This window comes from Paraburkholderia dilworthii, assembly GCF_000472525.1.
Classification (GTDB): domain Bacteria; phylum Pseudomonadota; class Gammaproteobacteria; order Burkholderiales; family Burkholderiaceae; genus Paraburkholderia; species Paraburkholderia dilworthii.
Genome location: NZ_AWZT01000007.1, coordinates 35,988 through 57,537 on the forward strand (window position 1 = coordinate 35,988; position 21,550 = coordinate 57,537).

General features: G+C 64.6%; 14 protein-coding genes. 8 read left to right on the plus strand and 6 right to left on the minus strand.

All coding sequences use genetic code 11. The annotated features are described in order from the left end of the window. Window positions 1-20 precede the first annotated feature (20 nt). A complete protein-coding gene (rpsB, locus tag F759_RS0108800) occupies window positions 21-773 on the minus strand; it encodes a 30S ribosomal protein S2 (protein ID WP_006048672.1) in 753 nt (250 codons plus the stop codon). Between the two features lie 530 nt (window positions 774-1,303). Here rpsB and map point away from each other — a divergent pair. Genes map through F759_RS40720 form a run of 3 tightly spaced genes read left to right on the plus strand, consistent with a single transcriptional unit; the run spans window position 1,304 to window position 6,916 of the window. Continuing rightward, window positions 1,304-2,113, plus strand: a complete 810-nt coding sequence (map, locus tag F759_RS0108805) for a type I methionyl aminopeptidase (protein ID WP_027799522.1) — start codon at window positions 1,304-1,306, stop codon at window positions 2,111-2,113. Between the two features lie 30 nt (window positions 2,114-2,143). Continuing rightward, window positions 2,144-4,723, plus strand: coding sequence for a [protein-PII] uridylyltransferase (locus tag F759_RS0108810; protein WP_027799523.1), 2,580 nt, complete (start codon window positions 2,144-2,146; stop codon window positions 4,721-4,723). A gap of 6 nt (window positions 4,724-4,729) precedes the next feature. Continuing rightward, window positions 4,730-6,916, plus strand: a complete 2,187-nt coding sequence (locus F759_RS40720; RefSeq protein ID WP_084534226.1) for a pseudouridine synthase — start codon at window positions 4,730-4,732, stop codon at window positions 6,914-6,916. Window positions 6,917-7,062: 146 nt separating this feature from the next. Here F759_RS40720 and def read toward each other — a convergent pair whose 3' ends face one another. The 5 genes from def to F759_RS0108845 all read right to left on the minus strand — a co-directional run bounded on the left by def (window position 7,063) and on the right by F759_RS0108845 (window position 15,958). Beyond that, window positions 7,063-7,596 carry a peptide deformylase gene (gene def, locus F759_RS0108820; protein ID WP_027799525.1) on the minus strand — a complete coding sequence of 178 codons (534 nt, stop codon included), beginning with the start codon at window positions 7,594-7,596 and terminating at the stop codon, window positions 7,063-7,065. Then, window positions 7,593-9,659, minus strand: a complete 2,067-nt coding sequence (ligA, locus tag F759_RS0108825) for an NAD-dependent DNA ligase LigA (RefSeq protein ID WP_027799526.1) — start codon at window positions 9,657-9,659, stop codon at window positions 7,593-7,595. The genes def and ligA overlap by 4 nt, the downstream gene beginning before the upstream one ends. Window positions 9,660-9,845: 186 nt before the next feature. Beyond that, window positions 9,846-11,159, minus strand: coding sequence for a cell division protein ZipA C-terminal FtsZ-binding domain-containing protein (locus F759_RS0108830; RefSeq protein WP_027799527.1), 1,314 nt, complete (start codon window positions 11,157-11,159; stop codon window positions 9,846-9,848). A gap of 115 nt (window positions 11,160-11,274) precedes the next feature. Then, window positions 11,275-14,793 (minus strand): chromosome segregation protein SMC, encoded by a 3,519-nt coding sequence (smc, locus tag F759_RS0108840; RefSeq protein ID WP_027799528.1) that lies wholly within the window; start codon window positions 14,791-14,793, stop codon window positions 11,275-11,277. A 160-nt stretch (window positions 14,794-14,953) separates the two neighbouring features. Next, window positions 14,954-15,958: a DMT family transporter gene (locus tag F759_RS0108845; protein WP_027799529.1), complete on the minus strand. Its 1,005-nt coding sequence runs from the start codon at window positions 15,956-15,958 to the stop codon at window positions 14,954-14,956. A 531-nt stretch (window positions 15,959-16,489) separates the two neighbouring features. Between F759_RS0108845 and dapC the strand changes: the two genes are divergently transcribed. The 5 genes from dapC (at window position 16,490) to prmB (ending at window position 21,350) form a co-directional block, all read left to right on the plus strand. Beyond that, window positions 16,490-17,707 carry a succinyldiaminopimelate transaminase gene (gene dapC, locus F759_RS0108850; RefSeq protein ID WP_027799530.1) on the plus strand — a complete coding sequence of 406 codons (1,218 nt, stop codon included), beginning with the start codon at window positions 16,490-16,492 and terminating at the stop codon, window positions 17,705-17,707. 165 nt (window positions 17,708-17,872) lie between these two features. Continuing rightward, window positions 17,873-18,700, plus strand: a complete 828-nt coding sequence (gene dapD, locus F759_RS0108855; RefSeq protein ID WP_027799531.1) for a 2,3,4,5-tetrahydropyridine-2,6-dicarboxylate N-succinyltransferase — start codon at window positions 17,873-17,875, stop codon at window positions 18,698-18,700. After that, window positions 18,700-19,065, plus strand: coding sequence for an ArsC family reductase (locus tag F759_RS0108860; RefSeq protein WP_027799532.1), 366 nt, complete (start codon window positions 18,700-18,702; stop codon window positions 19,063-19,065). Before dapD ends, F759_RS0108860 begins: the two co-directional genes overlap by 1 nt. Window positions 19,066-19,299: 234 nt before the next feature. Continuing rightward, window positions 19,300-20,439: a succinyl-diaminopimelate desuccinylase gene (gene dapE / locus F759_RS0108870; protein ID WP_027799533.1), complete on the plus strand. Its 1,140-nt coding sequence runs from the start codon at window positions 19,300-19,302 to the stop codon at window positions 20,437-20,439. Between the two features lie 26 nt (window positions 20,440-20,465). After that, a complete protein-coding gene (prmB, locus tag F759_RS0108875; RefSeq protein ID WP_027799534.1) occupies window positions 20,466-21,350 on the plus strand; it encodes a 50S ribosomal protein L3 N(5)-glutamine methyltransferase in 885 nt (294 codons plus the stop codon). Window positions 21,351-21,550: the final 200 nt, after the last annotated feature.

A 21,550-nucleotide genomic window follows, 5' to 3' on the forward strand; every position in this document is an offset into this window, starting at 1 on the left:
TTGCCGGACACGGGGCAGCTTTACGCTTCCGCGTTGACCTCGACGAACTCGTCGCCGTCGTCACCACGTGCAGCCTGCACCACTTCGTTGACCGCATTGGCGCGGCCTTCGAGGATCGCGTCGGCCACGCCAGCCGCGTACAGAGCGACAGCCTTGCTGGCGTCGTCGTTACCCGGGATCACGTAGTCGATGCCTTCCGGCGAGTGGTTCGTATCGACCACTGCGATGACCGGTACGCCGAGCTTGTTAGCTTCGGTGACGGCAATCTTGTGGTAGCCGACGTCGACCACGAAAATAGCGTCCGGAATACCGCCCATGTCCTTCACGCCGCCAATCGACTTTTGCAGCTTGGCCATTTCGCGTTCGAACAGCAGCGCTTCCTTCTTGCTCATGCGTTCGGTTTCGCCTGCTTCCAGCGCTGCTTCCATGTCCTTCAGGCGCTTGATCGATACCTTCAGCGTCTTGAAGTTGGTCAGCATACCGCCGAGCCAGCGTGCGTTGACGTACGGCATGCCGGCGCGCTGTGCTTCCTGGGCGATCGTGTCGCGCGATTGACGCTTCGTGCCGACGAACAGGATGGTGCCGCGATTCGCTGCCAGTTGACGCGCGTACTTCAGCGCGTCGTTGTACATCGGCAGCGTCTTTTCGAGGTTGATGATGTGAATCTTGTTGCGATGGCCGAAAATGAAGGGAGCCATCTTCGGGTTCCAGAAGCGCGTTTGGTGACCGAAGTGGACACCGGCTTCCAGCATTTGACGCATGGTAACTGCCATGAAAATCTCCGCGAGGGTTGGGTCTTAAGCCGGCCGCCGTATCTGCCGCGCCGCCAGGTCAAGTCTTGCCTGGCTGAGCGCCGCGGACACCCTGGGTGCGCCGGCTTGCGAGTCTGCTGCCTGGATACTGCTTTCACTCCGTGGCTCAGGCAGCGAGCGCCACGGGAAGTGTCACCCGGATCTATTGAACGCTGCTGACTGGATGCCGCCATTCACATTATTTTCAGCCAGAACCCGGACTGAACGATGACAACGCAATGGCGACGATCACACAACAGGCAAAAGAAGGATCGACTTAGCCAAAGATTATAGCATGCGACTATCGGCCGACTCAACCTGCCGGGTGGCTCCCATTGGCTGCCGCAGGTTGCACCGCTCGCTCGCCTCGCAGCCTCACTACGCACCGCGAGGCTGCGAGCGGGCAGGCGCGGCGCGCTTATCGCAAAAGGCGCCAACAGGGCGCCAAAACACAGCGGCATGGGGAATATGGTGCGATAATCCCGGAATAAATCGCATTTCAGGCCCGACTCATGGCTATTACGCTCAAAAACGAACACGATATCGCGCAGATGCGCGTCGCCTGCAAACTTGCGAGCGAAGTACTCGACTACATTACGCCGTTCGTCACCGCCGGCGTCACCACCGGCGAACTCGACCGCCTGTGCCACGAATACATGCTGAAGGAACAGGGCACTGTGCCCGCGCCGCTGAATTATCAGCCGCCCGGCTATCCGCCCTACCCCAAGGCCACCTGCATTTCCGTCAACGACGTGATCTGCCACGGCATTCCCGGCGACAAGACGCTGAAGAACGGCGACGCGCTGAACATCGACATCACGGTGATAAAAGACGGCTATTTCGGCGATACGAGCCGCATGTTCATCGTCGGCGAGGGGTCGATTCTCGCCAAACGGCTCGTTCAGACCACGTTCGAATGCATGTGGCTCGGCATCGACCAGGTGCGCCCGGGTGCGCATCTTGGGGACATCGGCTATGCGATCCAGAAGCACGCCGAGGCCCAAGGCTACAGCGTAGTACGCGAATATTGCGGCCACGGCATCGGCACGGTGTTTCACGAAGATCCGCAGATTTTGCACTATGGCCGTCCCGGCACGGGGCTCGAACTGCAAGCCGGCATGATCTTCACGATCGAGCCGATGATCAACGCCGGCCGCCGCGACATCCGCACCATGCCCGATCAGTGGACCGTCAAGACCAAGGACCGCAGCCTCTCGGCGCAATGGGAGCACACGGTACTCGTGACGGAGACCGGTTATGACGTGCTGACCGTTTCTGCCGGCACGCCTGCGCGTCCGCCTGTGGTTGCCGCCACGGCCTGACCGATTTCGCCTCCTCACCGCCAGCCGCCCATGAGTAGTGTTCCAGCCGTCGCCTCGTCCCATGCCACGTCGCTCAAGGCAGACTACAAAGTGGCCAAAGCCCAGTTGCTGGAACGCTTCAAGACCGCCACCAACGTGGAAGCGTTGATGGCGGCGCTTTCGCGCACCACCGACGACTCCCTGCGCGCCGCCTGGAACACCTGCGAACTGCCGGCCGATCTTGCGTTGCTCGCGGTGGGCGGTTATGGGCGCGGCGAACTGGCGCCCCATTCCGACATCGACATTCTGGTGCTGCTGCCCGATGCGCCGCTCGAGCATCTGGAGGCGCGCGTCGAGCGCTTTATCAGCCTCGCGTGGGACTTGGGGCTGGAACTCGGCAGCAGCGTGCGCACCGTTTCGCAGTGTCTCGAAGAAGCCGCGAACGACGTGACCGTGCGCACGTCGTTGCTCGAAGCGCGGCGCATCACGGGCAGCGCCGCGCTGTTCGACGACTTCGTGAAGCGTTATCGCGAGGCGCTCGACCCGAAAGCGTTCTTCCAGGCCAAGGTGCTGGAGATGCGCCAGCGTCACGCCAAGTTTCAGGACACGCCCTACGCGCTCGAGCCGAACATCAAGGAAAGCCCGGGCGGGCTGCGCGATCTCCAACTGATCCTGTGGGTAACCCAAGCCGCCCGTTTCGGCAGCAGCTGGCGCGAACTCGAGGCGCGCGGTCTCATTACGGAGCGCGAAGCGCAGGAGCTGCGGCGCAACGAAGGTTTTCTGAAGTCGCTGCGCGCGCGGCTGCACGTCACTGCCGGACGTCGTCAGGACATTCTGGTGTTCGATCTGCAAACGCCGGTGGCCGAAAGTTTCGGCTACCAGCCCACCGCCACGAAGCGCGCGAGCGAACAGCTGATGCGCCGCTATTACTGGGCGGCCAAGGCGGTCACGCAGCTCGCCACGATCCTGATCCAGAACATCGAGGCGCAGCTTTTCCCGAGCACGAGCGGCATTACGCGGGTGCTGTCGGACCGCTTCGTCGAGAAGCAAGGCATGCTCGAAATTGCCAGCGACGACCTGTTCCAGCGCGAGCCGAACGCGATTCTCGAAGCGTTCCTGCTGTACGAGCAGACGCCGGGCGTCAAGGGTCTGTCGGCGCGCACGCTGCGCGCGATCTACAACGCCCGCGACGTGATGGACCAGCACTGGCGCCGTGATCCGGGAAACCGGCGCCTTTTCATGGACATCCTGAAGCAGCCGGCCGGCATCACGCACGCGTTGCGCCTGATGAACCAGACGAGCGTGCTCGGGCGCTACCTGCTGAACTTCCGGCGTATTGTCGGACAGATGCAGCACGACCTGTATCACGTCTACACCGTTGACCAGCACATTCTGATGGTGCTGCGTAATCTGCGGCGCTTTGCGGTCGCCGAACACGCGCATGAGTATCCGTTTTGCAGCCAGTTGATCGTCAGCTTCGACCGGCCGTGGGTGCTATACGTGGCGGCGCTGTTTCACGATATTGCCAAGGGTCGCGGCGGCGACCACTCCACGCTCGGCATGGCCGACGCACGGCGTTTCTGCCGCAATCACGGCATCGAGGGCGAAGACGGCGAACTGGTGGTGTGGCTGGTGCAGCAGCATCTGACCATGAGCCAGGTCGCGCAGAAACAGGACACGAGCGACCCTGAGGTCGTCAAGCGCTTTGCTGAACTGGTCGGTAGCGAGCGACGCCTGACCGCGCTGTATCTGCTGACGGTGGCCGACATCCGCGGGACCAGCCCGAAGGTCTGGAATACGTGGAAAGGCAAGCTGCTCGAAGACCTGTACCGCGCGACGCTCGCGGTGCTCGGCGGCGCGCGGCCGGACGCGCATTCGGAACTGGAGTCGCGTCAGGAAGAGGCGCTCGCGCTGCTGCGCCTCGAGACGGTGCCGGAAGGCGCGCAGAAGGCGCTGTGGGACAAGCTCGACGTCGGCTACTTTCTGCGCCACGACGCGGCGGACATCGCGTGGCAAACGCGCGTGCTCTACCGTTATGTGGAGACGCCCACGCCGATCGTTCGTGCCCGCCCATCGCCGATTGGCGAAGCGCTTCAGGTGCTGGTGTATGTGAAGGATCAGCCGGATCTGTTCGCCGGCATTTGCGCGTATTTCGACCGCAACGGCCTGTCGGTGCTCGACGCGCGGGTCAGCACGACACGTCACGGCTATGCGCTCGATAATTTCCTCGTCGCGCATACCGAAGAAGACGTGCATTATCGCGACATTGCCAACCTCGTCGAACAGGAACTGACCGCGCGCCTCACCGGCGACGGCACCTGGCTCCCCGGGCCGTCTAAGGGCCGCTTGTCGCGGCTATCGCGGACCTTCCCTGTTACGCCGCGCGTCGACCTTCGGGCCGACGAGCGCGGCCAATACTACATCCTGTCCGTGTCGGCGAACGACCGGCCAGGCCTTCTTTATTCGATCGCGCGCGTGCTGGCCGAACACCGGGTCGGCGTCGCGTCGGCGCGGATCAACACGCTCGGCGAACGCGTCGAGGACGTGTTTCTGCTGGATGGACACGGTCTGTCGGACAACCGCCTGCAAATTCAGGTCGAGACAGAACTGCTGCGCGCGATCGCAGTGTGAGATTTCATGCGACTCAAATTAACAGCCAAGCACCCGCGGCCGGCTTCGTCCGAACGCGCCCCTGTCCGTAGCGGCAGCACGTCGGCACGCAAGCCGACACGGCCCGCAGGACCGAAACCGTCGATGGCGGGCCCGAGCGGCGCGCGAGGCGAAGGCGCGGGTAAGTCGTCCGGTGGCAAGCGTCCGGCTGGCGCGGGCGCGCGTGCGCCTCGTGCGCCCCGCGACGAAGGCTCGTTTTCGCGCGAGCGCGATGCGGGCGGCGCCGGCAGCGGGCGACGCGCGGCGTCGGACCGCCCGCCGCGCCGCGAGGGCGCAGGCGCGCCCGCGCGGCGTTTTGAAGGGAGCGGCGAGCGCGGGCCGCGGCGCGAAGGTGGTGAGCGGGCGCCGCGCAAGTTTGAGGGCGCCGGTGAACGTGGAGAGCGCGGGCCGCGTCGGGATGTGGGGGAACGCGCGCCGCGCGGGTTTGAAGGTCGTACGGGAAGTGGCGCTGCTGGCGGTGAGCGCAGCGAACGTGCGCCGCGCCGGTTTGAAGATCGCGCGGGAAGTAGCGAGCGAGCGCCTCGCAGATTTGAAGGTGGCGGTGATCGCGCGCCCCGCCGATCCGAAAGCGGTGGTGGTGCCCGCGGTGAACGCGCACCCCGCCGATTCGAAGGCGGCGCTGATCGCGGTGAACGCGCACCCCGCCGATTCGAAGGCGGCGCTGATCGCGGTGAACGCGCACCGCGCCGCTTCGAAGGCGGCGCTGATCGCGGTGAACGCGCACCGCGCCGCTTCGAAGGCGGCACCGATCGCGGTGAACGCGCACCCCGCCGCTTCGAAGGAAACGCAGACCGCAGCGCCTCCCGCAGCTTCGAGGGCAATCGCGCACCGCGCCGCGATGAAGGCGAACGCCGTCCGTTCAGCGGACCGCGCACGTCAGCAGCCCGTCCCTCCGAAGGCGGCTCACGTGGCGAGCGTCCAATGCGCGGTGAACGGGATGCCTCCGACCGCCCTCGCTTCAGCAACGACCGTGGCGCTTCACAAGACCGCCGCGGCGGCGAGCGCGGACCGCGCGGCGACAGCCCACCGCGCCGTTCCGAAGGCGAACGCAGCTTCGCGAAGCCGGTCAAGAGCGGCTATGGCGACCGCTCGGACCGTCCAGCACGCGCACCCCGCGACGACCGGGCAGAACGAAGCGAACGTGCCCCGGCCCGCCGGGAATTCGGCGATCGCCCGGCGCGAACCGACTCGCACGCCGCGCCGCGCGCTACGCATACCGATCGTGGCGAACGCCCGGCACGCAACTTCGATAAGGCACCGGCGGGAGACCGCCGTTTCAGCGACGATCGCCCGGCGCGATCCGGCAAGCCCAAACCGCGTGGCGGCGCATTGGCCGAACACCGCGCGCACGGCGACACCGCCCCGCGCACGCCGCGTCGCGATATCGAAGATGCCCCCGGCACGCTGCGCCTGTCCAAGCTCATGTCGGAGCTGGGCCTGTGCTCGCGCCGCGAAGCCGACGAATGGATCGAGAAAGGCTGGGTGCTAGTCGACGGCGAACGGATCGACACCTTGGGCACGAAGGTTCGCCCAGATCAGCGGATCGAAATCGACCCCGCTGCCGAAGCCGTGCAAGCGAGCCAGGTGACGGTGCTGATCCATAAGACAGTCGGCTACGTGTCGGGCCAGGCAGAAGACGGCTATCAGCCGGCCATCACGCTGGTTACGCCAGAGAATCGCTGGGACGGCGACCGCTCGGACATCCGCTTTTCCGTCGCGCATCTGCGTCAGCTTGCGCCGGCCGGGCGCCTGGACATCGATTCGACCGGCTTACTGGTGTTGACACAAGACGGCCGCATTGCCAAGCAGTTGATCGGCGGCCATTCGGAGATCGACAAGGAATACCTGGTGCGCGTCGCCTACGGTGAGCACACAGTCGATGTGGAAAGTCACTTCCCGCCGGAAAGTCTCGCGCTGTTGCGTCACGGCCTTTCGCTCGACGACGTGCCGCTCAAGCCCGCCGAAGTCAGCTGGCAAAACGGCGAGCAATTGCGTTTCGTGCTGCGCGAGGGCAAGAAGCGCCAGATTCGCCGCATGTGCGAACTCGTCGGCCTCGAAGTGATGGGCCTCAAACGCGTGAGGATGGGCCGTGTGGTGCTTGGCGCACTGCCGCCCGGACAGTGGCGCTACCTGGCAGCGGACGAGTCGTTCTGACGCCGGCCGACAACCGCTGATCACGCGCCTGACCGATCCACGCCACCTTAAGGGCATCCGGCGCGGTGGCGGCCCCGAAAAAAACCCACGCGGATGCGTGGGTTTTTTGTTGCCGCGACGACGCTACCGCCGAATGAAACGGCCGGTTAATCGTCGGTATTCGGATCCAGGTCTGGAAACAGCACTTCGGTAAAGCCGAATTTGGCGAAATCGGTAATCCGCATCGGATACAGCTTGCCGATCAGATGATCGCATTCGTGCTGCACGACGCGCGCGTGAAAACCTTCGGCAACGCGATCGATCGGCTTGCCGTACTGGTCGAAGCCGTGATACTTGATCATCGAAAAGCGGCTGACCGCGCCGCGCAGCCCCGGCACCGACAGGCAGCCTTCCCAGCCCTCTTCCATATCCAGCGAAACCGGCGTGATGGTCGGATTGATCAGCACCGTTTCCGGCACCGGTGGCGCATCCGGATAGCGTTCGTTGCTGCCGAATCCGAAAATCACCACCTGCAGATTGACGCCGATCTGCGGCGCGGCGAGCCCCGCTCCGTTCGCGTGGTGCATGGTCTCGAACATGTCTTTCACGAGATCATGCAATTCCGGCGTGTCGAAGTGATCGACCGGATCGGCAATACGCAGCAGGCGCGGATCGCCCATCTTGAGAATTTCGCGGATCATAGCTGCCCCTCCAGGAGCTTACGCATACCATCTTCGTCGAGTACGGGAATGCCGAGTTCCTCGGCCTTTGCCAACTTGCTGCCAGCTTCGGCGCCCGCCACCACATAGTCTGTTTTCTTAGACACCGAGCCGGCCACTTTCGCGCCGGCCGCTTCGAGCATTTCCTTGGCCTCCTCGCGAGCGAGACTCGGTAACGTGCCCGTCAGCACGACCGTCTTGCCGGCCAGCACGCCTTGCGGCGCCTTCGGCGCGGGCGGCCCTTCCGGCCATGTGACCTTGCCCGGTGCGCGCAATTGCTCGATCACGGTGCGGTTGTGCTCCTCCGCGAAAAACTGGTGAATGGATTCGGCGACCACCGGCCCGACGTCGTTGACTTCCAGCAACGCTTCCACCGACGCGTCCATGATCGGGTCCAGCGAGCCGAAGTGCTTCGCCAGATCTTTCGCCGTCGATTCGCCCACATGGCGAATACCGAGCGCGTAGATAAAGCGGGCAAGCGTAGTGTGCTTGGCCTTCTCGAGCGAGTCGAGCAGGTTCTGCGCGGACTTGTCGGCGAACCGGTCAAGCTCTGCAAGCGTCGCGAAGCCCAGGTTGAACAGATCGGCGGGCGTGCGCACCAGGTTCTGCTCGACCAGTTGATCGATGATCTTCTCGCCCAGCCCGTCGATGTCCAACGCGCGCCTCTGCGCGAAGTGCCACAGCGCCTGCTTGCGCTGCGCCGGACAGAACAGGCCGCCGGTGCAGCGCGCAATCGCCTCGTCGGGCAACCGCTCGATGTTCGAGCCGCACACGGGGCAATGCGTCGGCATCACGAATTCGCGAGCGTCATGCGGGCGCCGGTCGGTGAGCGCGCTCACCACCTCCGGAATCACGTCGCCCGCGCGCCGCACGATCACCGTGTCGCCGATACGGATGTCCTTGCGACGCACTTCGTCTTCGTTATGCAGCGTGGCATTCGTGACAGTCGCGCCGCCGACGAACACCGGCTCGAGGCGCGCCACCGGAGTGATCGCGCCGGTGCGGCCGACCTGCACGTCGATGGCGACGAGTTTCGTCAGCGCTTCCTGCGCCGGGAATTTGTGCGCGAGCGCAAACCGGGGCGCACGCGACACGAAGCCGAGCGCGTCCTGCTCGTCGCGCCGGTTGACCTTGTACACCACGCCGTCGATGTCGTACGGCAGCTTGTCGCGCTTCTCGCCGACCGCGTTGAAAAACGCGAGCAGACCTTCTGCGCCCTTCACGACCGCACGTTCCGCATTGACCGGCAGGCCCAACTCCTTATACCAGTCGAGCAGTTCGCTGTGCGTAGCCGGCATCTCAATCCCGTCGAGTACACCGATGCCATACGCAAAAAACGACAGCGGCCTTTGCGCGGTGATCTTCGAATCGAGCTGACGCAAGCTGCCCGCCGCGGCGTTGCGCGGATTGGCAAACTCCTTGTGACCCGCGGCCCGCTGACGCTCGTTCAGACGCTCGAAGTCGCGCTTGAACATCAGCACTTCGCCGCGCACGTCGAGTATGTGCGGCACGCGCTTGCCCTTGAGCTTGAGTGGAATCGAGCGGATCGTGCGGACGTTCTCGGTGACGTTCTCACCCGTCGTGCCGTCCCCGCGCGTAGCGGCCTGCACGAAGACGCCGTCGACATAACGCAGCGAGATCGCGAGGCCGTCGAACTTCAGTTCGGCCGCGTAGTCGACCGGCACCGGCGGCTCCTTCGCATTGTTGCCGAGTATGTCGCCGACGCGCTTGTCGAACGCGAGAATGTCTTCGTCCGCGAAGCCGTTGTTCAGCGACAGCATGGGCTGGTCGTGGACGACCGGCTCGAATCCGCTCGCCGCCTCACCGCCCACGCGCTGAGTGGGCGAATCCGGCACGATCAGGTCGGGATGCTGCGCCTCGATGCCCTCCAACTCCTTGAACAGCCTGTCGTACTCCGCGTCCGGCAGGTCCGGTTGATCGAGCACGTAGTACGCGTAATTGGCGCGTTCAAGTTCCGCGCGCAGCCACGCGGCCCGCTCGGCCGGAGCGCTGGTTGCTGAATGTGAGGCGGGAGTTCGAGCCATGCTGTCGAGCGCTTCTTCAGTGAAATCGGACACTGGATTATCGCAGGAAGCGTGCCCCTTTACATCGGCCGAATGGCCAGGTTGCAGGCCCGAGCGCGAGCATGCGAAAGTGTGCGCGGTGCCCGTTCGAAACGACAACGGCCGCGCGATGCGCGGCCGTTGCAGACACTTCAAATCCGCAGCGGGTTACTGACTGAACAAACGCCGCGTGGCGGGCGAGCCCGCCGGGATGCCGGCCTGTTCCAGCTTCGCGTACAGCGTCATCAACTGCTTTTCGATGGCGAGCAACGCGGTCTCCGGCAACGGGCGACGGCCGTCGTCCACCACCCTCCCGCCAATGCGCTCCGCGAGCGACTTCGCGTAGTCGCACATCAGACGGAACGGCAAGATGTCTTCATCGGCGACCGGCACGTCGAGCACCAGCGTGATCATCTGGCCACCCTTGTACGTGAGGTCGTCGCGCAAGAAGTTGGTGTCGCCGAATTGCAGCATGAACACCGGACTCTGCCGCGCGTCGAGCTTGACGAAACGCGTGCCGTCGCGCGAGAGCAGCAAGCCGTCTTGCGACGCCACGGCCTGCACGTAATTGGCCGACCAGGGCGCACCGTCGGACAGTACGTTGATCGACAATTGCGCGTCGCATTGCGCGGCGAAACCGTCGAGCTCGCGCGCCATCGCGACCGTTTCGAGCATGTCGGGAAATTCCGGCGACGCGTCGATTGCGTCGGCGAACTGCTGCACGCCTGTCACGAACTCGGAGAATTCGAGTTCGTTCAGTGCACCGCTGCGATTGGCCAACTGCGCGGCCGCGCGCAGCTCTTCATAACGCGCGCCGTTTTGCAGCAACTCCCACGCGCCGCCTTCGAGCTTGCCCTCGATATGCACCGGCTTGCTGCCGGCGCGGCGCAAACGCTGCGCAAGCGGAATCACCTTGTCGCCGGCAACCGGTCCGTTCAGACGAATCGGCACGATGCAGTCGATGCGGCGATCGACGATGGCCGGCGGCGCCGACGAGATCGTCGTGGCAGCGGGCAGAATTGGCTCGATCTGCTCGTCGGCTTCGCGCGACGTGTGGCTCGTGGGCTGACCGGCTGCCGCTGCGTCCTTGCCAGCATCGGCACTTGCACCGGCTTCCGTCGCGGCATCGTCGCCGGCTGACAGATAGCCGTTCGGTGTGGTCGACTCGGCCTGAATATCGGCCGGCGTATCGAGCGGCGCGGCGCCTAGCGGTGCGCCAAAAGTCGGCTCGACGCGAGCCGACGCCGTATCGGCAGACGCCTCCGAGCCCACTACCGGCTCGCGGCGCGTGGTCGGCCTAGCCGGTTCGATGAACGGGCTCTGTTCCTGATGGTCGTCGCGCGCGAAATTCTCCGCGGCGTCCGCGGGCATGGACCGTGGCATCTTGCGGCGCACCTTGGCGCCCTGCCACGCGTTGTACACGACCACGCCCCCGACCACCACGGCACCCGCGCCGATCAAACCGAGTGTCAACTCGTCCATGCATGCTCCATCAGCAATTCTTTATCTCGCGGCCCGGCGCCCGTCACACGTATCGCGCGGCCAATGCCGCAGCGCTGAACGCGGGCGCCCGCGCTACCTTGATTCAAACGAAAACTTAAACGATATTCTGGGCGAAACCCGCAGCCGTTTCCATGTCGACGGCAACGATGCGCGACACGCCCTGCTCCTGCATCGTCACGCCGATCAGTTGCTGCGCCATTTCCATCGCGATCTTGTTGTGTGAGATGAAAAGGAATTGGGTCTTGTCGGACATCGCGCGCACGAGGTTCGCGAAACGTTCGGTGTTGGCGTCGTCGAGCGGCGCGTCCACTTCGTCGAGCAGACAGAACGGTGCCGGATTCAACTGGAACATCGCGAACACGAGTGCGGTGGCAGTGAGTGCTTTTTCGCCGCCCGACAGCAAGTGGATCGTCGAATTCTTCTTGCCCGGGGGCTGTGCCATGACCTGCACGCCGGCGTCGAGAATTTCGTCGCCGGTCATGATCAGTTTCGCCTGGCCGCCGCCGAAGAGACGCGGGAACAGTTCGCCGAAATGACGGTTCACTTCGTCGAAGGTGCCTTGCAAGAGCGTGCGTGTTTCCCCGTCGATCTTGCGGATTGCGTCTTCGAGCGTTTCGATCGCGCTCGTCAAATCGGCTGATTGCGAGTCGAGGAACGACTTGCGCTCCGTGGCCGCCTTCAGTTCATCGAGCGCAGCCATGTTGACCGGACCGAGCGCAGTAATCGCGTTGTTGATCCGCGTGACTTCGCCCTGCAGGTACGACGGCTTCATGTCCGGCGTGAGTTTGGCTTGCAGCTCCGCCTCGTCCACGCCGGCCGCGGACAGTTGCTCGATGAACTGCTCGCCGTTCAGCCGCGCGGCCTGCTCCTTCAACTGCAATTCGTTGATGCGGTCGCGCAGCGGTTGCAGCGCACGCTCGGCCGTCAGACGCGTTTCGTCGGCGGCGCGCAGCTTGGCCGTCAGGTCGTCCAGTTCGAGACGCGCGGCATGCAACGCCTCTTCCTTGACTGCGCGAATATCGAGCGCGTCCTGCAAGCCTGTGTGAGCGGTCTGCTCGTTGATCGTTTCAAGCTCGGCGCGCGCATCTTCGAGCGACGCCGCAACCCGCTCGCTCTGCTCATGCGCGACCTGAATGCTGCGCTTCAATTCGTCGATGCGATTCGCCATGTTGCGCGCGGCGAAGCGCGCGTCGGTCGCGGCGCGGTCGAGATCGCGCGCCTCGCCGCGTGCAGCGGTGAGCGCTTCGTCGAGCGCTTCGAAAGCCAGTTGATGATCTTCGAAACGAGCCTGTAATTCCGCCAGTTCACCGTCGTGGCGCTCGAAGTTCGCTTCGGATTCCGCACGCATCGCACGCTGTTCTTCGATCTGCGCGTTGATCTCTTCGAGCTCTTCGCGAATCTGCGTGCTGCGCTGCGTGTAGCGCTCGTGCGCCTGCGTGAGCTTGAGCACGTCGAGTTGCAATGCGTGCACACGCTGCGTCGCGCGCTCGGCCTGCTGACGCACGTCGCTCAGCGCCTGCGCGGCTTGCGTGTGCGCGGCTTCAGCGCGGATCGCGGCGGCTTTCGCTTCGTCGGCGAGCAGTGCTTGTGCGCGCACCTGACGCGCGAGATTTTCGATTTCCTGCTGACGGGCCAGCATGCCGGCCTGTTCCGAATCGGCGGCATAGAGTTGCACGCCGACGCGCGTGACCACATGCCCCGCCTTCACGACAAACGAGCCGCCTTCGGGCAATTGCGAGCGCATGCTGAGCGCCTGCTGCAAGTCATCAGCGACGAACGCAAGGCCGAGCCAGTCGTTCAAGACCGCTCGGATGCCTGCATCGTCGATGCGAACCAGCGACAGCAGCGGACGCAGTGCGGGCGACGCCGCGACCGGCTGACCCGCGACGGGCGGCGCGTAGAACGCGAGCTTGGCCGGCGGCGCGTCGGTAGCAAAAGCCTTGACCCAGTCGAGGTTCGACACTTCGAGCGCGGCAAGCCGCTCGCGCAGCACGGCTTCGAGCGCGGTTTCCCACCCGGCTTCGACATGCAGCTTCTTCCACAGACGCGGCAGGCCGCCCAGTTCGTGCTTTTCGAGCCACGGCTGAATCTTGCCTTCGGTCTGGACGTTTTCCTGCAACTGCTTGAGCGCGGCAAGGCGCGCGTCGAGCTGATGAATCTGTGCGCTTTCGGCTTGCACGCGCTCCTGCGCGGCGCGCCGTTCGGCGTCGAGGCGCGGCAGCGTTTCCTGGGCATCGGCAAGACGCGTTTGCGCGTCGTGCAGAATCTCTTCGTGCTCGGCGAGCTGCATGCGCAACTCTTCCAGCTGAGCTTCGTCGGGCGCGTCGAGGCCGCCCGCTTCCGACTTCAGCCGCTCATGACGCTGCTGCAACTGCTGCAATTGCTGATCGGCGTTGCGCTGATGTGCGGCTTCGAGCTTGAGCGCCTGTTCGGTCTGCGCGATGCCGCCGCGCTCCGCGTTCAGTTCCGCTTGCGCATCGCGCCAGCGGGCTTCGAGCGCGGGCATTGCGTCGTGTTTCGCGGCGGCTTCTTCCTCCGCGATCACGGCTTTTTCTTCGGCGACGGCGAGCTGTTCTTCGGCGTCTTCGAGATCGCCTTGCGCTTTTTCAGCCTGCGATTGCCACTGTTCCCGCTGCGCGGTGAGCGCCGCGATTTGCGCCTGCACGCGGTTGCGCGATTCGACGATGAACTTGATCTCGGCTTCAAGCCGGCTCACTTCGGAATTCGCTTCGTAGAGCGCGCCTTGTGCGCCCTGCATGGCGTCGCTCGCCGAGTAATGCGCGACGCGCAGCGTTTCGAGCTGCGCTTCCACTTCGCGCAGCTTCGCGGTTTGCGCTTCGAGGTCGATCTGCGCCTGTTCGATGGCGCGCTGCTGACGCTCCTGCTCGCTGCTAGCCTCGTTCTTGCGCAGCAGCCATAACAGACGCTGCTTCTCTTCGCCGTCGGTCTGCAGTTCCTTGTAGCGGGTGGCGACCACCGCCTGCGCCTCGAGCTTCTCGAGATTCGTGCCCAGTTCGCGGACGATATCCTCGACCCGCGTCAGGTTTTCACGTGTGTCGTGTAGACGGTTCTCCGTCTCGCGGCGGCGTTCCTTGTACTTCGATACCCCCGCGGCTTCTTCGAGAAACACGCGCAGTTCTTCGGGCTTCGCTTCGATCAGGCGCGCGATCATGCCCTGCCCGATGATCGCGTAGGCGCGCGGCCCGAGACCCGTGCCGAGGAAGATGTCCTGAATGTCGCGGCGACGCGCCGGCAGATTATTGATGTAGTAGCTAGACGTGCCGTCGCGCGTGAGCACGCGCTTCACGGCAATCTCGGCATACTGGCCCCACTGCCCGGCAGCACGCCCGTCGGCGTTGTCGAACACGAGCTCGACGCTAGCACGGCTGCCCGGTTTGCGCGCAGTCGAACCGTTGAAGATCACGTCCTGCATCGACTCGCCGCGCAGCTCGGAGGCGCGCGATTCGCCGAGCACCCAGCGCACGGCGTCGATGATGTTGGATTTGCCGCATCCGTTCGGTCCGACCACGCCGACTAGCTGGCCCGGAACCTGGAAATGCGTGGGATCGACGAATGACTTGAATCCAGCGAGTTTGATCGAGGTCAGACGCACGGCGATTTCGCTGTTTGAGAAGGAAAAATAATAGGTGGCTCACGAAGGCCGCATGAGCCGTCCGCCGGTGCAGCGATACGGCCCCGCGCGCCTTGCCAGCCCTCGGGATTTGGGCGCCGGCTGCATGCGCGTCACGCATGCGCCAGCTAATGAGGGGCAATCATACCATCGCGCGTGTGCGCTTCTTGCCGTCCTTAGGGTCGTCGCGCTTGTCGATGTCCGCCTCGCACGCAGTCGCGGCGCCCGGGTCCTGATTGGCGGGATCGGGCGGCATTGTTTTCGTCCGATGCATCCAGCTCGAGAGCGCCGACGCAAGCACGATGCACGCGCCGCCCGCCCATTCGCGTGGGCCGGGCGTCTCGCCGGCGAAGAGCCACGCGGACATGGTCGTGACCACGAGTTCGAACAGCATGATGATCGACGCCCGGTTGGCCGGCACGCGCGACAGGCCGTATTGCACGAGCATGTTGTTCGACGCGAGCAGAAAACCGAGGCCCAGCACCAGCCAGGCGGCGGTGCCGAGATGAGCGCCCGTGGGCGGCGCGGGCATCGCTTCGAACAGCGACGCGCACGCGCCGAAAATCGCCGCACCGCCGAAGATGGTCGCGGTGCGCATCTCCGGTTTCATCTGCGGTAACACACGGCTTGTCTTCAGGATCAGCACGTTGCTCATCGCGAAGCCCATGCCGCCCGCGAGGCCCGCCCATTCGGCGAGGTTGCCCGGCAGCGGGATGCCGAGCTGCGGCGACCACAGCATCGTCATCGCGCCGGCGAGCGACAGCGCGGCGAGACCCGCGCCCGCCCACGTCAGCCGTTCATGCAGGATGAAGTGCGCGAAGAGCGCGGTCCATGCGGGCGTCAGATAGAAGAGCAGAAGCACGCGCATCACCTGGCCGTGGATCGATCCCCACACGAAGCCAAGATTCGTGATGCCCGCGGCGAGCGCGAGCGCCGGCAGCAGCCAGTGCCAGCGCACGGTCTTCACCGCCCGATGGCGCACCAGCAGCACGAAGAGGCAACCGGCGCCGCTCGTCAGCGCGCTCGCGGCCGTGCCGGTCACGCCGAGCGATGCGAGCATACGCAGCGGATACCAGATCATTCCCCACACCGAGGCGCCCAGCATGATCGCGAGCGTCGGCCAGCCTGTGCGAAGCCAGTTGGTCATGGCGACGGGCTCCGCGAGACGGTGCTGCGGGCGATGCGGTTCGCGGTGCTGCTCGTGCCGCGGACTGCGGCGTTTTCGTGCCCTCGTTGTGCGGACGTATCGTGGATTGCTGCGTACATTGCTGTTCCTGCGTTGTTTCTGCGCGGGCCTTTCAGGGTCCGCGTCGTTTCCGCTGCGGCGCATTGTCTGCGCGGCCTGGCGGTTAATGCTGCCGGGTTGATGCCTGGTTCACGCGTGGCTAACGCCTCGTTGCGCCCGTTGGCTCCAATGTCCCGCGACGCTGCTTCGCGGTGTGGCCTCTTTACGGTGGCGGCTCGTCTGTTCGTCGAAATTTTGGTTGCGCGGCGCGCTTCAGCCACTGCATCAAGGACACCTCCGACGCGCCGCAGCCGCCAGCCCCGGCGCGTCACGCTATAATCCTCTGCTCGCCGCCGCTGCCGCCCTGCCGCCTTTTGCACGGCGCGGCGCGGCCCAGCGCATGCGCCGCCGTACATCTTTCCGCGCCCTCTTCGATCAGGCCCGATCCGCCCAGTGAATCCGCTACTCGACTCCCTTCAGCCCTATCCGTTCGAAAAGCTGCGCGCGCTTTTCAAAGACGTCACGCCGGCTGCCGGCCTCGCGCATATCAGCTTCGGCATCGGCGAGCCGAAACATCCAACACCCGCGCTGATAACCGACGCCGTGATCGCCTCGCTCGGCGGTCTCTCCGCGTATCCGGCCACGGTAGGCTCGCTGCCGTTGCGCGAGTCGATCGCCAAGTGGGTCACGCAGCGCTACAGCTTGCCACCGGTGAATCCTGCCACCGAAGTGCTGCCGGTGTCGGGCTCGCGCGAGGCACTGTTTGCCCTAGCGCAAACGGTGATCGACCCGAAGCGCAATGCGAAAGGCGAGCCTGCGATCGTACTCTGTCCGAACCCGTTCTACCAAATCTACGAAGGTGCGGCGATTCTCGCGGGCGCACAGCCGTACTTCGTCAATAGCGACCCGGCGCGCAACTTCGCGTGCGATTACTCGGCGGTGCCGGCCGACATCTGGGCCCGCACGCACCTGCTATACGTCTGCTCGCCGGGCAATCCGACCGGCGCGGTGCTGACGCTCGAAGACTGGCGCGAACTCTTCGCGCTGTCGGACCGTCATGGCTTCGTGATCGCCTCCGACGAGTGCTACTCCGAGATCTATTTCGACGAAGCCAACCCGCCGCTCGGCGGCCTCGAAGCCGCGCACAAGCTAGGCCGCGGCTATGAGCGGCTCGTCATGCTGTCGAGCCTGTCGAAGCGCTCGAACGTGCCTGGCATGCGCTCGGGCTTTGTCGCCGGCGACGCCTCGATCCTCAAGGACTTCCTGCTGTACCGGACGTACCACGGCGCGGCCTTGTCGACGGTGTTTCAAAGCGCGAGCATCGCGGCCTGGAACGACGAAGCGCACGTGCGCGAGAACCGCGCGAAGTACGTGCAAAAGTTTTCCACCGTCACGCCGATGCTCGCCGCGGTGCTCGATGTGCGCCTGCCCGACGCCGCTTTCTATCTGTGGGCCGACGTCTCGCGCACCGGCCTCACGGACACGGAGTTCGCCCAGCGTCTTTACGCCGACTATAATGTGACGGTTCTGCCGGGTTCGTTTCTCGCGCGCACCGCGCACGGCGTGAACCCCGGCCGCAATTTCGTGCGCCTCGCGCTCGTCGCCGATGTCGACGAATGCACGCAGGGCGCGCAACGAATCGTCGATTTTTGCCGCGGGCTCGCGGGTTGAGTTTCTTGCCGCGCTGGTTATCGGGCTGGTTACCCGGTTCGTAGCCAGGCCCGTCGCGAGATTCGTCGCCGGGCTTGCCGCTGATTGTTCCTGTTCCGTTTTCCCGGCGAACGCCTTGCGCACCGCCTCCCTTCTTCAGACTTCAACTCTTCAGAAAGCACGCATATGTCGCAACAACTTCAGCAAATCATCGACACCGCCTGGGAAAACCGCGCAGAACTGTCGCCCAAGGCCGCCCCTGCCGACGTGCGCGAAGCCGTCGCCCGCGCCATCGAGCAACTGGATAAGGGCGCGCTGCGCGTCGCCGAAAAGAAGGACGGCGACTGGGTCGTCAATCAATGGCTGAAGAAAGCCGTGCTGCTGTCGTTCCGCCTCGAAGACAACGCGCCGATGCCGGCGGGCGGCTACAGCCAGTTTTACGACAAGGTGCCCTCGAAGTTTGCCAGCTATACCGCTGAAGACTTCGCCGCCGGCGGTTTTCGCGTCGTGCCGCCGGCCATCGCGCGCCGCGGCTCGTTCATCGCGAAGAATGTCGTGCTGATGCCGTCGTACACCAACATCGGCGCTTACGTGGATGAAGGCACGATGGTCGATACGTGGGCCACCGTCGGTTCCTGCGCGCAGATCGGCAAGAACGTGCACCTGTCGGGCGGCGTGGGCATCGGCGGCGTGCTGGAGCCGCTCCAGGCGAACCCGGTCATCATCGAAGACAACTGCTTTATCGGCGCGCGTTCGGAAGTAGTGGAAGGCGTCATCGTCGAAGAAAATTCGGTTATTTCGATGGGCGTGTATCTCGGCCAGAGCACCAAGATCTACGACCGCGAAACCGGCGAAGTCACGTATGGCCGCATTCCGGCCGGCTCGGTCGTGGTGGCGGGCAACCTGCCGTCAAAGGACGGCTCGCACAGCCTCTACTGCGCCGTGATCGTCAAGAAGGTCGACGCCAGGACGCGCGCGAAGGTCGGCCTGAACGAGCTGCTGCGAGGCGACTGATGGCGCGCGGCACCAAAACCGTCGTCTACGGTATTCCGAACTGCGACACCGTGAAGAAAGCGCGCGTGTGGCTCGAAGAGCACGGCGTCGAGTTCGAGTTTCACGACTTCAAGAAGGCCGGCGTGACCGAGCCGCTCGTGCAGGACTGGCTGAAGGACGTCAAGCTCGACGCGTTGCTGAACCGTCGCGGCACCACATGGCGCGGCCTGTCGGACGACATGAAGGCGGCGGCGGACACACAGCCCGGCGCGATCGCGTTGATGATCCACAAGCCGTCGGTGATCAAGCGGCCTGTGCTGGTGATCAACGGGCGGGTCAAGTCGCTCGGTTTTTCGCCCGACGAATATGCGGCGCTGTTCGCGTAAGCGCGGCTATGTTTGCCGACGTTTGCATGCGCGCTGGGAGTGCGGCGACGTTTGCGTGAGCACTGCGCGGTTGCGATAGCGCGCTGCTCGGCGCTCAGGCACTGCGCCGGTTGTTCAGCCGCAGCGTCGTGTTGCTGAGCGCGGACTCGCCGAGTTGCGTCAAAGCTGTTGCCGGCTGCGGTGCGTCACCGCCAGCCGGCATTTTTTCATTCTAAAGTGGCTTGTATTGAATCCATGTCCGGCACCCTCGCCCTTACCGAACAACTGATCGCGCGCGCCTCCGTCACGCCCGACGACCAGCATTGCCAGCGCCTCCTGATCGAACGCCTATCCGCGCTCGGCTTCGAGCACGAGACCATTGAATCGAACGGCGTGACCAACCTGTGGGCCGTCAAACGCGGCGTCGACGGCCGCGCGGGCAAGCTGCTCGCGTTTGCCGGCCATACGGATGTCGTGCCCACCGGCCCGCTCGAGCAATGGCGGTCGGCGCCGTTCGAGCCGACGCATCGCGACGGCAAGCTGTACGGCCGCGGCGCAGCCGACATGAAAACCTCGATCGCCGGCTTCGTGGTCGCGAGCGAGGAATTCGTCGCGGCGCACCCGCGGCATCGCGGCTCGATCGCGTTTCTGATTACCAGCGACGAAGAAGGCCCCGCTACGGACGGCACCGTCAAAGTGGTCGAAGCGCTGCAAGCGCGCGGCGAGCGCATGGACTACTGCATCGTCGGCGAACCGACTTCCAGTGCGCAATTCGGCGACACCGTGAAAAACGGCCGGCGCGGCTCGATGTCGGGCAAGCTGGTGGTCAAGGGCGTGCAAGGCCATATCGCCTATCCGCATCTGGCGAAAAATCCGGTGCATCGGCTCGCGCCCGCGCTGGCGGATCTCGTCGCCGAACGCTGGGACGACGGCAACGAATACTTCCCGCCCACCACGTGGCAGGTGTCCAACATTCACAGCGGCACCGGCGCCACCAACGTGATCCCGGGCCATGCGGACGTGATGTTCAACTTCCGCTTCTCCACAGCCAGCACTGTGGAAGGTTTGCAGCAACGCGTGCACGCGATCCTCGACCGGCATGGCCTCGACTACGACCTGCAATGGACCGTGAGCGGCTTGCCGTTCCTCACGCCGCACGGCGATCTGTCGAACGCGCTCGCGAGGGCAATCAAGGACGAAACCGGAATAAGCACTGAACTGTCGACCACCGGCGGCACGTCGGACGGCCGCTTCATCGCGCGGATCTGCCAACAGGTGGTCGAGTTCGGCCCGCTGAATGCCAGCATTCACAAGATCGACGAACATATCGAAGTCGCACACATCGAGCCGCTCAAGAACGTGTACCGCCGCGTGCTCGAACAATTGATCGCTTAACCCAGAAATATCCAAGGACTCTTGCGATGACGCTGCCCTTTTCCACCGTCCGCGATCTGCTGCGTTTCGCGGTGTCGCGCTTTAACCAGGCGGAGCTCTCGTTCGGTCACGGCTCGGCCAATGCATATGACGAAGCCGCCTATCTGGTACTGCACACGCTGCATCTGCCGCTCGACCTGCTCGACCCGTTCATGGACGCGCGCCTGAGCCCGGCCGAGATCGACGCGGTGCTCAACGTGATCGAGCGCCGCGCCACAGAGCGCGTGCCGGCTGCGTACATCACGCAGGAAGCGTGGATGCACGGCTTTCGCTTTTATGTCGACGAACGCGCGATCGTGCCGCGTTCGTTCATCGGCGAGCTGCTGCAAGACGGGCTGCAACCTTATGTCGAAGATCCCGAGCAAGTCGGCGCCGTACTCGAACTATGCACGGGCTCGGGCTGCCTCGCGATTCTTGCGGCGCACGCGTTTCCGAATGCCGACATCGACGCGGTCGATCTGTCCGGGCCTGCTCTCGAAGTCGCCGCGCGCAACGTGGCCGACTACAAGCTCGAAGAGCGCATCGCGCTTTTCGAAGGCAACCTGTATGCGCCGCTCGCGGAACGGCGCTACGACGTGATCATCAGCAATCCGCCTTACGTGAACGCCACGTCGATGCAGGAGCTGCCCGCCGAATATAAGCACGAGCCGGAAATGGCGCTCGCGGGCGGCGCCGACGGCATGGACATCGTGCGACGGATCATTGCGCACGCACGTAACTGGCTCACCGACGACGGCGTGCTCGTGATCGAGATCGGCAACGAGCGCCAGCATGTCGAAGCGGCGTTCGGCGGCCTGAACCTCGTATGGCTGTCGACCAGCGCCGGCGACGATAACGTGTTCCTGATCCAGGCCGCGGACCTGCCGGTGTGAAACCGTCAGCCTATCGACCGCAGTCGAGGCTTTAGCTGTCGGTCGCAGTGGGTGCTTCGGCTGCTGACTGCGCAGTCGGTCACAGTGGGCGCTTCAGCACTCATTGCGACGCGATGCAAAACGCTGGCTGTGGTCTCATGCGGCCGGATGGCCGTTTCGGCATCAGGCCGCACGCGAAGCCATTGCGGCGTGCGGCGTGC

Coding starts and splice junctions, on each gene's coding strand:
- rpsB (WP_006048672.1), bottom strand. CDS start 773: ATGGCAGTTACCATGCGTCAAATGCTGGAAGCCGGTGTCCACTTCGGT.
- map (WP_027799522.1), top strand. CDS start 1,304: ATGGCTATTACGCTCAAAAACGAACACGATATCGCGCAGATGCGCGTC.
- F759_RS0108810 (WP_027799523.1), top strand. CDS start 2,144: ATGAGTAGTGTTCCAGCCGTCGCCTCGTCCCATGCCACGTCGCTCAAG.
- F759_RS40720 (WP_084534226.1), top strand. CDS start 4,730: ATGCGACTCAAATTAACAGCCAAGCACCCGCGGCCGGCTTCGTCCGAA.
- def (WP_027799525.1), bottom strand. CDS start 7,596: ATGATCCGCGAAATTCTCAAGATGGGCGATCCGCGCCTGCTGCGTATT.
- ligA (WP_027799526.1), bottom strand. CDS start 9,659: ATGGCTCGAACTCCCGCCTCACATTCAGCAACCAGCGCTCCGGCCGAG.
- F759_RS0108830 (WP_027799527.1), bottom strand. CDS start 11,159: ATGGACGAGTTGACACTCGGTTTGATCGGCGCGGGTGCCGTGGTGGTC.
- F759_RS0108845 (WP_027799529.1), bottom strand. CDS start 15,958: ATGACCAACTGGCTTCGCACAGGCTGGCCGACGCTCGCGATCATGCTG.
- dapD (WP_027799531.1), top strand. CDS start 17,873: ATGTCGCAACAACTTCAGCAAATCATCGACACCGCCTGGGAAAACCGC.
- F759_RS0108860 (WP_027799532.1), top strand. CDS start 18,700: ATGGCGCGCGGCACCAAAACCGTCGTCTACGGTATTCCGAACTGCGAC.
- dapE (WP_027799533.1), top strand. CDS start 19,300: ATGTCCGGCACCCTCGCCCTTACCGAACAACTGATCGCGCGCGCCTCC.
- prmB (WP_027799534.1), top strand. CDS start 20,466: ATGACGCTGCCCTTTTCCACCGTCCGCGATCTGCTGCGTTTCGCGGTG.